12 protein-coding genes and 3 tRNA genes are annotated in these 15,621 nt (G+C 65.3%); 9 read left to right on the top strand and 6 right to left on the bottom strand.

What is annotated here, in order from left to right:
- The first annotated feature begins 106 nt into the window (after positions 1 to 106).
- The 4 genes from clpB (at position 107) to ACTJJX_RS08030 (ending at position 3,153) form a co-directional block, all read left to right on the top strand.
- The gene (gene clpB, locus ACTJJX_RS08045; protein ID WP_003145976.1) at positions 107 to 2,671 is read left to right on the top strand and encodes an ATP-dependent chaperone ClpB; all 2,565 of its coding nucleotides are present in this window, start codon (positions 107 to 109) and stop codon (positions 2,669 to 2,671) included.
- Between the two features lie 234 nt (positions 2,672 to 2,905).
- Positions 2,906 to 2,981: transfer RNA gene (locus ACTJJX_RS08040), tRNA-Asn, on the top strand.
- Positions 2,982 to 2,990: 9 nt separating this feature from the next.
- Positions 2,991 to 3,067: transfer RNA gene (locus tag ACTJJX_RS08035), tRNA-Pro, on the top strand.
- 10 nt (positions 3,068 to 3,077) lie between these two features.
- Positions 3,078 to 3,153, top strand: a tRNA-Lys gene (locus ACTJJX_RS08030).
- 229 nt (positions 3,154 to 3,382) lie between these two features.
- Here ACTJJX_RS08030 and tpsA4 read toward each other — a convergent pair.
- The gene (gene tpsA4, locus ACTJJX_RS08025) at positions 3,383 to 7,582 is read right to left on the bottom strand and encodes a two-partner secretion system exoprotein TpsA4 (protein WP_016852119.1); all 4,200 of its coding nucleotides are present in this window, start codon (positions 7,580 to 7,582) and stop codon (positions 3,383 to 3,385) included.
- A gap of 48 nt (positions 7,583 to 7,630) precedes the next feature.
- Positions 7,631 to 9,268 (bottom strand): ShlB/FhaC/HecB family hemolysin secretion/activation protein, encoded by a 1,638-nt coding sequence (locus tag ACTJJX_RS08020; protein WP_016562343.1) that lies wholly within the window; start codon positions 9,266 to 9,268, stop codon positions 7,631 to 7,633.
- Between the two features lie 547 nt (positions 9,269 to 9,815).
- Between ACTJJX_RS08020 and zapE the strand changes: the two genes are divergently transcribed.
- Positions 9,816 to 10,907 (top strand): cell division protein ZapE, encoded by a 1,092-nt coding sequence (zapE, locus tag ACTJJX_RS08015; RefSeq protein ID WP_049284759.1) that lies wholly within the window; start codon positions 9,816 to 9,818, stop codon positions 10,905 to 10,907.
- A 39-nt stretch (positions 10,908 to 10,946) separates the two neighbouring features.
- On the opposite strand, the gene ACTJJX_RS08010 is transcribed toward zapE, so the two are convergent.
- The 4 genes from ACTJJX_RS08010 to ACTJJX_RS07995 all read right to left on the bottom strand — a co-directional run bounded on the left by ACTJJX_RS08010 (position 10,947) and on the right by ACTJJX_RS07995 (position 13,589).
- The gene (locus ACTJJX_RS08010; RefSeq protein WP_003112837.1) at positions 10,947 to 12,254 is read right to left on the bottom strand and encodes an NAD(P)/FAD-dependent oxidoreductase; all 1,308 of its coding nucleotides are present in this window, start codon (positions 12,252 to 12,254) and stop codon (positions 10,947 to 10,949) included.
- Positions 12,255 to 12,317: 63 nt separating this feature from the next.
- Positions 12,318 to 12,488, bottom strand: a complete 171-nt coding sequence (locus tag ACTJJX_RS08005) for a DUF3094 family protein (RefSeq protein WP_003094672.1) — start codon at positions 12,486 to 12,488, stop codon at positions 12,318 to 12,320.
- Positions 12,489 to 12,513: 25 nt separating this feature from the next.
- Positions 12,514 to 12,963: an MOSC domain-containing protein gene (locus tag ACTJJX_RS08000; protein WP_003094670.1), complete on the bottom strand. Its 450-nt coding sequence runs from the start codon at positions 12,961 to 12,963 to the stop codon at positions 12,514 to 12,516.
- Positions 12,960 to 13,589, bottom strand: coding sequence for a DUF1780 domain-containing protein (locus ACTJJX_RS07995; protein ID WP_003094668.1), 630 nt, complete (start codon positions 13,587 to 13,589; stop codon positions 12,960 to 12,962). Before ACTJJX_RS07995 ends, ACTJJX_RS08000 begins: the two co-directional genes overlap by 4 nt.
- A 132-nt stretch (positions 13,590 to 13,721) precedes the next feature.
- Between ACTJJX_RS07995 and ACTJJX_RS07990 the strand changes: the two genes are divergently transcribed.
- The 4 genes from ACTJJX_RS07990 to ACTJJX_RS07975 all read left to right on the top strand — a co-directional run bounded on the left by ACTJJX_RS07990 (position 13,722) and on the right by ACTJJX_RS07975 (position 15,615).
- Positions 13,722 to 14,147 carry a GNAT family N-acetyltransferase gene (locus ACTJJX_RS07990; protein ID WP_003116252.1) on the top strand — a complete coding sequence of 142 codons (426 nt, stop codon included), beginning with the start codon at positions 13,722 to 13,724 and terminating at the stop codon, positions 14,145 to 14,147.
- On the top strand, positions 14,144 to 14,614 hold the full coding sequence (locus ACTJJX_RS07985) for a hypothetical protein (RefSeq protein WP_003094664.1): 471 nt from the start codon (positions 14,144 to 14,146) through the stop codon (positions 14,612 to 14,614). Before ACTJJX_RS07990 ends, ACTJJX_RS07985 begins: the two co-directional genes overlap by 4 nt.
- Entirely contained in the window at positions 14,611 to 15,300 is a 690-nt protein-coding gene (locus ACTJJX_RS07980; protein WP_003103868.1) for an energy-coupling factor ABC transporter permease, read from the top strand. Before ACTJJX_RS07985 ends, ACTJJX_RS07980 begins: the two co-directional genes overlap by 4 nt.
- 105 nt (positions 15,301 to 15,405) lie before the next feature.
- Positions 15,406 to 15,615, top strand: a complete 210-nt coding sequence (locus ACTJJX_RS07975; protein ID WP_003094660.1) for a hypothetical protein — start codon at positions 15,406 to 15,408, stop codon at positions 15,613 to 15,615.
- The last annotated feature ends 6 nt before the right edge of the window (positions 15,616 to 15,621 follow it).

Here is a 15,621-nt window from a genome sequence, read left to right as displayed (position 1 = left end):
CTTGAACCGCGGAAAATCGCCCTTATCTACTGAGTCATCTCGGCGGGCTTTTCTTCATCAGGGACACCCATCGTTCCGGCCCGCTCTATAGAAGGAAGGACGACCCATGCGAATAGACCGTTTGACCAGCAAGCTGCAACTGGCGCTCTCCGACGCCCAGTCCCTGGCCGTTGGCCATGACCATCCGGCCATCGAGCCGGTGCACCTGCTTTCCGCCCTGCTCGAGCAGCAAGGCGGTTCGATCAAGCCCCTGCTGATGCAGGTCGGCTTCGATATCGCCGCCCTGCGCAGCGGCCTCAACAAAGAACTCGACGCGCTGCCGAAGATCCAGAGCCCGACCGGCGACGTGAACCTGTCCCAGGATCTCGCACGCCTGCTCAACCAGGCTGACCGCCTGGCCCAGCAGAAGGGCGACCAGTTCATCTCCAGCGAGCTGGTATTGCTGGCCGCGATGGACGAGAACACCAGGCTCGGCAAGCTGCTGCTCGGCCAGGGCGTGTCGCGCAAGGCGCTGGAGAATGCCGTGGCCAACCTGCGTGGCGGCGAAGCGGTGAACGACCCGAACGTCGAGGAGTCGCGCCAGGCGCTGGACAAGTACACCGTCGACATGACCAAGCGCGCCGAGGAAGGCAAGCTCGACCCGGTGATCGGTCGCGACGACGAGATCCGCCGGACCATCCAGGTCCTGCAGCGGCGGACCAAGAACAACCCGGTGCTGATCGGCGAACCCGGCGTCGGCAAGACCGCCATCGTCGAGGGCCTGGCCCAGCGCATCATCAACGGCGAAGTGCCGGACGGCCTCAAGGACAAGCGCCTGCTGGCCCTGGACATGGGGGCGCTGATCGCCGGTGCCAAGTTCCGCGGCGAGTTCGAGGAACGCCTGAAGGCGGTCCTCAACGAACTGGGCAAGCAGGAAGGCCGGGTCATCCTGTTCATCGACGAACTGCACACCATGGTCGGCGCCGGCAAGGCGGAAGGCGCCATGGACGCCGGCAACATGCTCAAGCCGGCTCTGGCGCGCGGCGAGCTGCACTGCGTCGGTGCTACTACCCTCGACGAGTATCGCCAGTACATCGAGAAGGATGCCGCGCTGGAGCGCCGCTTCCAGAAGGTGCTGGTGGACGAACCGAGCGAGGAAGACACCATCGCCATCCTCCGTGGCCTCAAGGAACGCTATGAAGTGCACCACGGGGTGAGCATCACCGACGGCGCGATCATCGCCGCGGCCAAGCTGTCGCACCGCTACATCACCGATCGGCAACTGCCGGACAAGGCCATCGACCTGATCGACGAGGCCGCCAGCCGCATCCGCATGGAGATCGACTCCAAGCCGGAGGAACTGGATCGTCTCGACCGTCGCCTGATCCAGCTGAAGATCGAGCGTGAGGCGCTGAAGAAGGAAGACGACGAAGCCACCAGGAAGCGCCTGGCCAAGCTGGAGGAGGATATCGTCAAGCTCGAGCGCGAATACGCCGACCTCGAGGAGATCTGGAAGTCCGAGAAGGCCGAGGTGCAGGGCTCGGCGCAGATCCAGCAGAAGATCGAGCAGGCCAAGCAGGAGATGGAGGCGGCGCGGCGCAAGGGCGACCTCGAGAGCATGGCGCGCATCCAGTACCAGACCATCCCGGACCTGGAACGCAGCCTGCAGATGGTCGACCAGCACGGCAAGACCGAGAACCAGTTGCTGCGCAACAAGGTGACCGACGAGGAAATCGCCGAAGTGGTTTCCAAGTGGACCGGTATCCCGGTGTCGAAGATGCTCGAGGGCGAGCGCGAGAAGCTGCTGCGCATGGAGCAGGAGCTGCATCGGCGAGTGATCGGCCAGGACGAGGCGGTAGTCGCCGTGTCCAACGCCGTGCGCCGTTCGCGCGCCGGCCTCGCCGATCCGAACCGGCCGAGCGGCTCGTTCCTCTTCCTCGGCCCGACCGGGGTGGGCAAGACCGAGTTGTGCAAGGCGCTGGCCGAGTTCCTCTTCGATACCGAGGAGGCGCTGGTGCGGATCGATATGTCCGAGTTCATGGAGAAACACTCGGTGGCCCGCCTGATCGGCGCGCCTCCGGGCTACGTCGGCTTTGAGGAAGGCGGCTACCTGACCGAGGCGATCCGCCGCAAGCCCTACTCGGTGGTGCTGCTGGACGAGGTGGAGAAGGCCCATCCGGATGTATTCAACATTCTCCTCCAGGTGCTCGAGGACGGACGCCTGACCGACAGTCACGGGCGTACGGTGGACTTCCGCAACACCGTGGTGGTGATGACCTCCAACCTCGGTTCGGCACAGATCCAGGAGCTGGCCGGCGACCGCGAGGCGCAACGTGCCGCAGTGATGGACGCGGTCAATGCACACTTCCGTCCGGAATTCATCAACCGGATCGACGAAGTGGTGGTATTCGAGCCGCTGGCTCGCGAGCAGATCGCCGGCATCGCCGAGATCCAGCTCGGTCGCCTGCGCAAGCGCCTGGCCGAGCGCGAGCTGAGCCTGGAACTGAGCCAGGAGGCGCTGGACAAGCTGATCGCCGTCGGCTTCGATCCGGTCTATGGCGCACGCCCGCTGAAGCGGGCCATCCAGCGCTGGATCGAGAACCCGCTGGCGCAACTGATCCTGGCCGGCAAATTCGCGCCGGGTGCCAGTATCTCGGCGAAGTTGGAAGGAGACGAGATCGTCTTCGCCTGACCTCTTCGTGGACGGACAGGGAAAGCCCCGCTTCGGCGGGGCTTTTTCATGGGCGTCCGGTGGGAGTGAGAGCGCTGCCGCATGCAGTGGAAGGGCCGTTTTGCCGCTCGTGGAAAAAGAAGAAAAACTTTTTGGATCAGAGGGTTGACATGCCCGCGTGCATCCGTAAAATGGCGCGCCTCTGAGACGCGAATCCAGCAACACCGGAAGCGTCCAGGGTTGGAAGAAAGACGTTCCGCGATAGCTCAGTCGGTAGAGCAAATGACTGTTAATCATTGGGTCCCTGGTTCGAGTCCAGGTCGCGGAGCCAACTTCCAATCGGGGTATAGCGCAGTCCGGTAGCGCGCCTGCTTTGGGAGCAGGATGTCGGGAGTTCGAATCTCTCTACCCCGACCACCTCATACTTGGGTCGTTAGCTCAGTCGGTAGAGCAGTTGGCTTTTAACCAATTGGTCGTAGGTTCGAATCCTACACGACCCACCATATTCAAGACGAAAAAGCCCACCTGCGAAGGTGGGCTTTTTCGTTTCTGTACCCTTATTTTCCGAATGCTGGCCTGTGGGAAGGAGGAGGGGCCGCTCTTCCAGCCCTGTTTCTCCGACGCCTGGCCTTCCCGCATGGCATTCATCGAGCGTCTGGAGGCGGCGGGCCCTGAGGCCCGGCCGCTCCATCGAACAGGAAGCCTCCCGGTACGGGTACCGGGAGAATCGATTCACAGGTTGTAGTGGCGACCTATCATTGGAACGGTCGCCGCAGCCCCGTATACCGAGTTCCAGGACTGCCAGCCAAAATTGATGCCGATCAGTCCGCCATGGATCTGGTTGGGGATTTGTGGCTCCAGCCTGCCGCTGGCCGAAGAACCCATGACATTCCCCTGGTTCCAGGCGACCAGGCCGCCCAGCAGACCCGAGCCTCCGACCTTGCCGGAAGCGGAAGCGCCGCTGATGGTGGCGGTGCTGAAGCCCACCAGCCCGCCAATATAGCTGTCGTAGCCCGCCGTCACATCGCCGCCGGCCGAGGCCCCCAGGATGAGAGCCTGCCAGCCCTCCAGGGAGCCGACCAGTCCGCCGGCCCTGATCCCGGCGCCTCCGCTCACCGCACCGCTGGCCTTGGCGGAGCGGATCGAGGTGTTTTCACCGCGGCCGACCAACCCTCCCAGGTTGTGGCCGGTCTTGTCGTTCACGATTCCATGACTGCTGGCGAGCATCAGCGAACCTCGCAGGTCACTGCCGATCAACCCGCCGATGGCCCTGGAACCACTGGCGCTGACGTTGCCCGAAGCCGAGACGTTCGTCAGCGAGGCGGCATCGTTATAGCCGACGAGTCCGCCGACGCGACTGCCCTTGCCCCCAGTGACATTGCCGGATGCCGCCAGGGTGCTGTGGTTGCCGCCCCGGTTGTGGCCGATCAGCCCTCCCACGTCACTGTTCGCCCCTGCGTTTACCCACCCGGAGGCCTTCAGGTTGGAATGATTGCCGCCGAGGTTGGACCCTATCAGGCCACCCAGGGTTTTGCCGCTGCCGTCGGTGACTTCGCCACTGGCGGAACCGTTGATGACGGAGCCGTACAGGTTTTCTCCGAGCAGACCGCCAACCGCTTCTGCTCCGCGGGTAGCGACATTGCCCTTGGCGGAGGCATTGACCAGCGAGGCATTGGCGTTGAGACCGATCAGGCCGCCGGCCTGGAGCAGCGACCCACCACTCAGGTTGCCGCTGGCACTGACGTTGGCCAGGTTGCCTGCCTGGTTGTGGCCGATCAGGCCTCCCAGGTAGCGACCGGCTTGCAGGCTGACATCGCCATGGGCGCTGGCGTTGTTGATGGCCGCGTTCAGGTTCCGGCCGATCAGCCCGCCCAGTGCTTCCGCGTCTGTGCCCCGGACCTTGCCGCTGGCCGTGGCGTGGGCGATACCACTGTTTACGTTGAGGCCGATGAGCCCTCCGTACAGGCCGTGCTGTCCGTTGCCTGAGACGTCGACGGAGGCGGATACGTCCGCCAGTCCGCCGGCGGAGCTGTATCCGACCAGTCCTCCCAGGTTCATCCCGTGACCGCTCAGCGACAGCGTTCCCTGACTGCCGCTGCTGCGGATGAGGCCGCCGCGGTTCCTGCCTACCAGGCCCCCCGCGCCGTAGTGGCTGGCATGGTCCTTCAACTGGCCGGAGATGGCAAAATCGGCCCGGCTGTTGGAGATGCTGGCCACGCCCCTGGCTGTGCTGATGTTTTCGGCTGCGAGTCCGCCCAGAGCATAGGTGTGGCGGTTGCCGACCAGCGTGCCGCTGGCGCTGGCGTTGTCGATGCTGCCCAGGTTCAGCGCGACCAGCCCGCCGAGGCTGTTCAGCTGCGAGGCCGCGGCGATACGGATGTCGCTGGCGTTCACATTGTCGATGCGACCGAGGTTGACGGCGGCCAGGCTACCGACCTGGACGTTGTAGTGGGTGGCCTGTGCTCCATCGGCGGAAATGCGTTCCAGGTTCAGGTTGCGGAGGGTGCCCCGGTTGACGCTGAACAGGCCGGAGTAGGCGCCGGTGCCGTAGACGGCGAGATTATCGATGGTGTTGCCCAGGCCGTCGAAGGTACCGCCGAAGGCGCTGGCGTTGCCTATCGACAGGAAGCTGGAATGGCCGCCTGCGATTCGATTGCCGAGGACATAGCTGCCGCCCAGGTCCCTATCGATGCCGCGCAACTGCTGCAGGTCCTGGATCACGCTGTAGTCCCGCCCATTGGCGCGGAATCCTGCGTTCTTGCCGGACAGGGTGATCCGGGCGCCTTCGGCCAGGGCATAACCCTTGTCCGAATTGAATTCGACCCGGGCTCCCTGGCCGGTGAGAGAGAGGCTGTCGTCGATACGGAGAGGGCGCTGCCCGGCATTGAGAGTAAGGCTGGCGTTTTCTCCCTGGGCCGTCAGCGCGCCATTGATCCTGAGGTCCCCGCGCTCGGCGGTTAGCGTCAGGCCGTTGCCGCTGTCCCAGGACAGCGGCGCGCCGACATGCGCGTTGCCCCGGGTGGCGACCACTTCGACGTTGCTTGTGGAAAGGTTGCGGGCCAGGGTATCGGCATGCAACGTCGGGCCTTTTCCCGCGCTGCTTGGATTCGCCAGGCCGGAACCGACATTCTCGCTACTCCGGGCCTGAACGGTACGTGACCTGACGTTGGTGGCGGAGTTGCCGAAGACCTTGTTACCGCCGGTCTGGACCTGCACGACATGCACATTGCCGGCGTCGGCGGCGATATCGGGTAGCGTCTGGACCTGGACGATGCTGGAGCCATTGGCGCCTGGGCTCAGGTTGGTGAGAGTCTGGGTCTGGACGACATCGATTCCGCTGACGCCGGGGCCGATGTTGGCACCGCTCTGGCTCTGCACGATTGTGACGCCATTGACGCCCGAGCCGATGCTGGGGCCGCTCTGGCTCTGCACGACGCTGATGCCACTCGCGCCTGAACCGATATTTGCGCCATTCTGGCTTTGCACAACGGTGATGCCACTTGCGCCAGAACCGATATTGGCACCGTTCTGGCTCTGCACGACAGTCACGCCATTGACGCCCGAGCCGATATTGGGGCTGTTCTGGCTCTGCACGACGCTGATGCCACTCGCGCCGGCGCCGATATTGGCGCCATTCTGGCTTTGCACGACGCTGATGCCACTGGCGCCCGAGCCGATGTTGGCGCCGCTCTGGCTCTGCACTGCGGAGGTACCGTTGGCGCCGGCGGCGAGGTCGACGGCCGGCTGCTGCTGAACGATGGTCACGCCGTTGCTATCGGACGCATTGGCCCCGGCTGGGCCCTGCGCTACATGGACCTGGCCGGAACCATCACCGGCAGCGTTTGCCTGGCCGACAGCGGCTACGCTGACCTCGTGCGAGAGAATCCTCCAGGTGCCGGTTGCGCCCTGGTCGGCATGGGTGTCCACCTGCGCGGTTCGCTGTATCTCGACGTTCGCGCCCTGGTTCAGCACCAGGCCGCCATTGCCTCCGCCGATGGCGCTGGCGTCCTGCTTGCCGGCCACCCGCACGGTACCCTGTTCGCCGCCGTCGAGGACGATGCGTCCTTCCGCGCTGCGTAGCGTCCTGGCCTCGAGAGTGCCCTGGTTGTTGACGACGGTCTTGAGCAGGCTGTCGGCGCTGCGGGCGCTCATCAGCACCTGGCCGCCATCGGCGCGGATGAGGCCGCCGTTGTGTGCGAGAGCGTCGACCGAGCCCTTGTCCACCTGCAGGTTGAGCAGGCCGTCGCCGTCGAAATTGAGGTTGATGCCCTGGCCTGCGCCCAGGGCCACGTCGCCGAGTTGCGCCTGGATCACGCCGTCGTTGCTGACCCGGGCGCCCAGCAGGGCGATGCTGCCGCCTTCGCTGGCTTGCAGGCTGCCGGCATTGCTTACGGTTGCGCCGGAGTCGCCGGAGAACTGGTAGTTGCCGGCGAGGAAGTCCCTGTCGGCCAGGTCCAGGGTGGAAGCCACCAGGCCGCCTACGTTGACCTGGGCGGACTTGCCGAAGACCACGCCGTTGGGATTGACCAGGAAGACCTTGCCGTTGGCATCTATCCGCCCCTGGATATCGCTGCCGTTGCGGCCGATCACCCGGTTCAGGGCGACGGCGTCCTGGCCCGGCTGGTGGAAGCTGACCCGCTCATCGGCACGGACGCTGAACTCGTTCCAATTAGTGATCAGCTTGTGGCTCTGCTGGTCGATGACCATATGCCGGCCATCGGTGGATGTCTGGAATCCGGCATCGCCTGAAACGACCGTGGCGCCGCTGGGCAGGGCGAAGGCGGGGGCCTGGCAGAACAGGCCGAGCAGTGACGCTCCGGCGACTACGAGCGCCTTGCCGCGTCCGCTCTTGCTGCGCCGACGGGTACCTTCGCTTGCGACGTTCCAACAGCCTGTGGCCTGGTTCCAGACCAGCGTATAGCTCTTGTTCATGGCTTTTCCTTTCAGTGGGGCCCGCCGGCATGGCGGGCGGGAGCTTGCTCAGAAGTAGCGGGTCGCTTGCAACCACAGCCGGGGAGTGCGCTCGGGCTCGATGTTGTTTTCCTGGCTCAGTGGCCAGGCGGCGGTCAGGCTGACCTGGTGATCCGTTCCGTACCAGGTTGCGCCGCTGCCGACGGCGGCCATGCGGTTGCGATTGCCTTCCGTGGTGTTGGGGTGCTTGAGGAATTTCACCGCGCCCTGGTCGACGAACGAACTCAGCTGCCAGCCCGGAGCCAGGCTGTAGCGCAGCTCCGCACTGGCTTGCCAGCCTTCGTCGCCGTAGCCCTTGTAGCTGCCCAGGGGGAACGCCCGAACGCCGTAGGGGCCGCCCATGTCGAACTGTTCCGCGCTGTCGAGGTTGCCGCCGCTCCATTGGGCGTTGAGTTGGGCGAACAACTGCAGGCGGTCGCCCAGGTGCTGCAGGCGTACGGCGTTGAGCATGATCTTGTCGAAGCTGCCGGCGGTACCGATGGTGTAGCGGTCCAGCAGCCGCTCTTCGCCGGAGTCGATGGCGAGTTGGCCGTGGGCATAGGCCAGCGAGAAGCCGCTCTGTCCACCGCCGAACAAGCGGTCCTGGGCGTTTCCGCTGATGCTGGCGGTCCACAGGCGGATCTCCTTGCGGCTATGCCTCCCGGTACGCTCCTGGTCATCGCGAAGTCGTTTGTTTTCATATTGCAACTGGGTGGACAGGCTTAAGCTGCGGCTACGCAGCAGGGGCTGGCTGACGAACAGACTGTCGGTAATGGCCCGGCCATGGGCGTCCAGGCGCGAGAAATCGCGTACCAGTCGATAGGTCGTCTCGGCGTGGGCCAGTCCGATGCGCGTGCCTCGGGAACCAAGGGGCAGTTGATAGGCTGCACGGTAGTAGCGTTGGTGCCGGTCGCTGCCCAGCAGGCTCAGTCTCGCCTGGTCGCCCAGTCGCAGCGGGCTGTTGAAGTCGAGGGTGGTTCCCAGGCGATATTCCCCCATGTAGCGGCCGCCATAGTTGTCTGCCTCCAGCCTGCCGCCGACCAGCGGGCCGGGGCGGGCCTCGACGCGCAAGTCCGTGGTTCCCTGCGCCTGGCCCGGCAGCAGGGTGCCTTTGGCCTGGAGGCCGGGAATGTCGCTCAGGAGCAGAAGCGCACGCTCCAGCTCCGAGCCCTGGACCGCGGTATCTCGTTCGAGTGCGCTCAAGGGGCGGAGTAGAACGCGGTCCAGCGTTCGGGACGTGTTGTGCAGTTCGATCCTGCCGTAGCGTCCCTCGAGCACTTCGATGCGTACCGTTCCATCCTGGATTTCCTGTGCCGGGAGGTAGGCGCGCGCCAGCACATATCCCTTTTCCTGATAGAAATCGCCGATGCGGGCGGCGGCGGCGTGCAATTGGCTCAGATTGAGTTCCTGGCCCGGCAGGTCGTGCAGGAGCGCCAGCAGGCGTCGATCGTCGAACTGCCTGTTGCCGCTGAGTTGGAAGCGCTTGACCAGCACCGTCGGGCCGCCCTCTTCGGCAGCCCGTGATACGCCGTCCTCGGGGCTGGGGCGCTCGGCGTCCAGTTCCACCGGCGCGGGCAGGTTCAGGCGTCGGCTTTCCACGTCACGCAGCGCCTGCCCCGCATCCGGGGCGGCATTGGCAAGGCAGGACGACAACATGGCCATTCCCATGAGGCCCGTACGGAGCAGCGGTCCGGCCCTGAGGGATGGAACGATCGAAGTGGAACTGCCGGAAGGTTTTGGAGAGGGAGGTGGGAAAGAAAGGCTAGCCTGGTTACGCGGAAAAGCTGGATGCATGGTCAATCGGCCCGGAGCGCGGTTCTTGCAGGGAAAAGAAGCCGATATCCGCAGGCATGTGCAGAACGATCGGTTTCAAGGCGGAGAATCGAGTGGGCGATAGCCTGGGGCGAGGCTGAAACGGCGACAATCGTAGTTTTCTGGCGTTGGCCGGTAGAACTTCTTGGTTTTCGTAGGGGACTGGGAGGACTGCTGTAGGAAAAAACTCCGGTGATAATGGGCTCGGCTGCGGAAGCGGCGGAAACAGTGGGGCGGAGTAGCGGCTGAGCGCGATTCCGTATCGCGACCGTGGCGGTCATGATCAAAGGGCCTGTCCGACTATCGCCCGCCGTTCGGTCTGGCGGCTGGAGCATGGGCAGGACGCAGCGCTAGAATGCCGTTCTCGGTTTAAGGGCCCTCTCAGGCTGAGCATCAACGGAGTGTGTCTTTCGGTTCTTTTTCGTGGCGTTCACCCATGACCGGCACCAAGCCCACAACGCCCGTAGCCCGCTATTTCCACCAAGAGGCGCAACGGCGCGGCTATGTGCTGGACGCAGCCCAGGGCAATGCCATTCTTCATCTCGATCGATTGGCGGAGCGCTTGCGTCGAGGTCCGTCGCTATTCCGGCAAGCGCCGCGCAGCCTCTACCTGTGGGGGCCGGTCGGGCGCGGTAAGAGCTGGCTGATGGATGGCTTCTTTCGCAGCGCCGATTTGCAGGGCCTGCGCCGGACGCATTTCCATGCGTTCTTTCGCCGGCTTCATGACGGCATGTTCCGCCGCCAGGGGCGGCCCGATGCCCTGGGCGGTGCGCTCGACGAACTGCTAGGAGATTGCCGGCTGCTTTGCTTCGACGAATTCCATGTCCACGACATTGGCGACGCGATGCTGATAACACGCCTGTTCAGGGAGCTGTTCCGCAGGAAGATCACCCTGGTCTGCACCTCCAACTACGCGCCGCGGCAACTGCTGCCCAATCCGCTCTACCACGAACGCTTCCTGCCGGCGATCCGGTTGATCGAGACGCGCATGGAAGTGCTGGAAGTAGCCGGCGCCCGGGACTACCGGACGATTTCGCCGCGGCAGGAGATCGCTTCCGGTTATGCCAGCGGCGGGTATTGCTGGCCAGCCTCATGCGCTTGCCTGGACGAGCTGGGCTTGTCCGCGCCCGAGCCCTCGCAACGCGTGACCCTGCAAAGCGGCGCGAGGACGTTGCAGGCGCGCGCGGTGTGCGGCGACCTGGTGTGGTTCGCCTTCGCCGACCTTTGCGAGGCGCCAACCGCGGTGATGGACTACCTTGCCCTCGGCGAACGCTTCTCTACCTGGGTGCTGGAGGGCGTACCGCCGATGGCGCGCTGTTCGGTCGCCGCCCAGCAGCGCTTCATCAATCTCGTCGACGTCCTTTACGACAATGACCGGCGTTTTTTCCTGAGTGCCGAAAAGGCGCTGCCGGACCTGGTCGAGGGCAGCGACCTGCCTGCGGACATGCAGCGTACCGCCAGTCGGCTGGCGCAGTTGCGCCAGCTTCGCTGTTGAAGGAACGCCCCGCGCCGACGGCAAACGGGGCGTAATGGCTCAGTGCAGCTTGAGGCGTGGCTCGGTGCTGCGCAGGCGGCCGCTAAGCATCAGCATCGCAGTGCGCAGCGGACCGTACAACGCCATCTGGTGCATGCGGTATAGCGATACGTAGAACATCCGCGCCAGCCAGCCTTCGAGCATGACGCTACCCATCAGATTGCCCATCAGGTTGCCGACCGCGCTGAAGCGCGACAGCGAGATCAGCGAACCGTAGTCGCGGTAGTGATATTCGCCCAGCGGCTTGCCTTCGAGACGGGCACGCAGCGATTTCACCAGCAGCGAGGCCTGCTGGTGCGCGGCCTGGGCGCGTGGCGGCACGTTGCGCGGTTGCTCTCCCGGTTGCGCCGGCTGGGGACAGGCGGCGCAGTCGCCGAAGGCGAAGATGTCGTCGTCGCGGGTGGTCTGCAGGGTCGGGCGGACCACCAGTTGGTTGATACGGTTGCTTTCCAGGCCGTCGAGTTCCTTGAGGAAGGCCGGAGCCCGGATGCCCGCCGCCCACACCTTGAGCGTCGCCGGGACGAATTCGCCGTCGCCGGTCCAGAGGCCGTCCGCATCTACCTTGCTCACCGCGGAGCCGGTCATCACCCGTACGCCGAGCTTGCTCAGGGTCTGGTGTACCGGCTGGCTGATACGCTCGGGCAGCGCCGGCAGCACCCGCGGGCCGGCTTCGACCAGGCTGATGTGCAGGTCTTCCGGGCGGATCCGGTCGAGCCCGTAGGCGGCCAGCATCTGCGCGGCGTGGTGCAGTTCCGCAGCCAATTCGACGCCGGTGGCGCCGGCGCCGATGATGGCGATACTCACTGCGTTGTTGTTCGCGTCGTGCCCGGTATGCGCACGCAGGTACTGGCCGAGTAGTTGTCGGTGGAAGCGTTCGGCCTGGGCGCGGGTATCGAGGAAAATGCAGTGTTCCGCAGCGCCCTCGGTGCCGAAGTCGTTGGTGGTGCTGCCGACGGCGATCACCAGGGTGTCGTAGGCGATGTCGCGCTCGGGAACCAGTTCAACGCCATTCTCGTCCACCAGTGCGGCCAGGCGGACCCGCTTGCCGGCGCGATCCAGGCCCTGCATGCGGCCGAGCTGGAATTCGAAGTGGTTCCACTTCGCCTGGGCGACGTAGTTCAGCTCGTCCTCGGAGGAGTTGAGCGAGCCGGCAGCGACTTCGTGCAGCAGGGGTTTCCAGATGTGGGTGAGGTTGGCGTCGACCAGGGTGACCTGGGCCTTGCCGCGTTTACCCAGGGTGCGGCCGAGACGGGTGGCGAGCTCCAGCCCGCCGGCGCCGCCGCCGACGATCACGATGCGATGGGACATGTGGATATCTCATAGTGGGAATTCCGTGAGGCGGTCGTCGGGAGCGTGGCTCGACCGGACGACTCAGGCCAGGTAGCTGAGGAGGCGGCTGAGCAGGCCCAGGCCGATGACCACGGCGAGCAGGACGAACATCAGGAACCACGGGCGGAACGGCGCACGCTCGACCTGGTGCAGCGGCGAGGCGAGGTACTGCTCGACCTTCTGCTGGTCTTCGGGGCTCAGTCGGCTGGACATGGCAGGCCTCCGTTTTCGATGTCGGTCATTCTAGACAGACAGGGGGCTCGATCACCAGCGGATCGTCGAGGCGGATCACTCCGCTGCCGATCACCCGCGCGGTGATGCCGCCCTGTTCGCGCACGCTCTTCAGTGTGCGGTGGTCGATGTGCTTTTCCAGGCGTCCGCAGGGTTGGTACCAGCCAGTGGTTTCCAGCAGCGCGCCGCCGAGGCGGAAGCGACGGTCCTTCAGGCTGAGCAGGTTGATGCCGGCGACGGCGATGTTGCGGCGCATCTCGTTGGGCAACAGCGGCCTGCCCAGCAGGGTACCGAGGGCCTCGATGTGTTCCCACTGCACCAGGGTGACCTGGCGCGGCGGGTGCGGGTGGTCGCCTGTCAGTCCCAGGCCGCGCCGTGCCTCCACCGCCTCCAGTTCCTGGATCGGCGCGCGGCTGCCGGAGCGCACGCCGATCCACTTCACCCGCCCTTCGCTCACAGGCCTACCCCGGCGTCGAACAGGATGCTGCGGCCGAGGTTGGCGCGCAGGAATTCGGGGGCGCCGGAGTGAGCGAAGAGCACCCGGGCAAAGGTCGGACCGACCATCGACAGCGAGCGCCAGCCTTGGCGCAGGTATTCGGTGGGCGGCGGGAAGGGCGTATTGAAATCGGGCACCGCGCGCTTCAGGTTGACGAAGGCCAGCAGGTCCAGTTCGCCGTGGTCGATGCCGCGCTCGCTATAGTTGTGCGCCTTCTTGCGCAGGGTTGGCGCCAGCCGTGCCTGCAGCTCGGCGGCGGCGATCCGTTGTGGCCGCTCTTCGCGGCGGATCAGTTGGCGCAGGCTGACGGCCTGGCGGCGACGGGTCAGTTCCTCGCGCCACTCCTCGTTCAGCCGGCGACCTTCATCGAGGACGAAGAACACCTCGAAGCCGGCACCCTTGAACAGGACGTCCGGCGGCTGTTCCCCGGGGGCGGCGAAATCCTCCTGGCGATAGGGCACGTTGAGGGCCTCGAGGAAGCGCTGGCAGACCCAGCGCTCGCGGTCCCATTTACGTGCGTTGGAGAGGAAGTCGTTGGCTTGTTCGGCCTGACGGGTGAGCAGGCGCAGATAATCCGCTTCGTTCATGGGCTCAGCTTAGTCTGCCGGCGGGCCCGCTTTCCAGCCCACAGGCGCTCCGGCCGCGACAATCCGTCCCGGAGCGCGCCAGCGGCGAGGCTCGGTGTACACTGCCGTTTCCCTTGGGCCGGAGCCGTTCCGATGCAACTTCGCAGCGTCATCGCCGCCGATCACCCGGCACTCTTCGCGCTATGGTCGCGAACGCCAGGTATCCGCCTCCGTGCGGAGGACGCCTATCCCTTCTTCCTCGCCTACCTTCAACGCAACCCCGGGCTGAGCCTGCTGGTCGAAACCGAAGGGGAGGTGATCGCCTGCCTGATGGCCGGGCATGACGGTCGCCGTGGTTACCTCCAGCACCTGGTGGTCGATCCCGGTTATCGAGGGCTGGGGCTGGCGCGGCAGATGCTCGACGAGGTGTTGGCGCGTCTGGCGAGGGAGGGGATCGGCAAATCCCATGTCTTCGTCCTGGATGCCGCCGAGGAGGCACAGGCATTCTGGCGAGCCCAGTCGGGCTGGGAGCGGCGCAAGGACATCCAGGTATTTTCCACTCGGGAGGGACACGCGTGAAACGATTGCATTGGGTTCTGCTGGGCATGCTGCTGCCCGGCCTGGCGCTGGCCGTGGAGAAGGGCTCCACCCTGGAGCCCTGGACGTTGCAGGACCAGTTCGAAAAGGCGCACTCGCTGGACGACTCCACCCGGGTCCTGCTGGTGGCGCGGGACATGGACGGCTCGAAGCTGGTCAAGGCGGCGCTGGCGGAACGCCCAAAGGGTTACCTGGAGGCGCGCCACGCGCTGTTCCTGGCGGACATCAGCCGCATGCCGGCGCTGATTTCCCGGCTTTTCGCGGTGCCGGCCATGCGTGACTACAGTTATCCGGTGCTGCTCGATCGCGACGCGGCCATCGCTTCTCGCTATGCCTCGGACGAGGGCAAGGTGCTCTGGGTCAGGCTGGAGCAGCGCCGCGTGTTGGAAACCCGCCAGTTGGATTCGCCGGTGGCCCTGCGCATCGCCCTGGAACAACTGCAGCCGTGATCGCTGCCGAGTTGCTGTCGGCGGAAAGCCTGGAACTGGGCTGGGCCATCTATGCGCCGGTGCTGCTGCTCGCCGCCTGGCGCGCGCCCTGGGTCGAGCTGGTCAGCGATACCCGCCGCCAGCACCTGGTGTTCGGTACCATGCTCGGGCTGTTCCTGCTCTGGCTGGTGCGCCGGGACTTCGAATCGGGGCTGTCCTTCCATTTCATCGGCATGACCGCCGTCACCTTGCTGCTCGACTGGCCGCTGGCGATCGTGGTGGGGTTGGTGGCGCAACTGGGCTTGTGCCTGCTCGGCCGCCAGGATTGGCTGGCGATCGGCGTCAACGGCGTGCTGCTGGTGGCGATCCCCGCGCTGATCGCGGAGCTGGCGGCGTTGTTCGTGGAAAAGCGCCAGCCGCGCAACCTGTTCGTCTACATCTTCTGCTGCGGTTTCTTCCCGGCGGCCCTCACCGCGGTGGTGGTCCTGCTGCTCGGCCTTGGCGTGGTCTGGATCGACGGCCTTTTCCCGATGCCGCCCTGGCTGGAGGACTTCGCCGGTTACCTGTGGCTGATCATGTTCCCCGAGGCCTTCATCAACGGCACGGTGATCACCGGCCTGGTGGTCTACTACCCGGAGTGGCTGGAAACCTTCAATCGCACGCGCTACCTGCAGGCGCCCTGGAAGGACGAAGAGCGCAAGCCCTGATGACCAGTCATTCGCCAGGTTCATGGCGGGCGGCGGCTGACTTGCGTCAGTGTTTCGGACGAAGCCGGCCGCGATCCTGCCGTTTTCCCAGGTGAGGAGCGGAACATGGGTGTCCATGAATGGGCCCGAGAGGGCCTGCGAGAGTTGCTGTCGAAGAGCGACGAGGCGGACCGGGCAATGCGCCTGCGCGCGTTGCTCAGCGCAATCGTCGAACTGAACCGGGCGGAGCGCGATGCTGGCGACCTGGCCAGCGAACTGCAATTTCTTGCGGAGAATCTCGACGACCAGCGCGACTACGCTTTCATGCGTCCCTGAAGGAAC

The organism is Pseudomonas sp. 22490 (assembly GCF_052044465.1).
Taxonomy (GTDB): Bacteria; Pseudomonadota; Gammaproteobacteria; order Pseudomonadales; family Pseudomonadaceae; genus Pseudomonas; species Pseudomonas aeruginosa.
The sequence above is the reverse complement of the archived record's forward strand: the minus strand, read 5'-3'. Positions and strand labels throughout refer to the sequence as shown.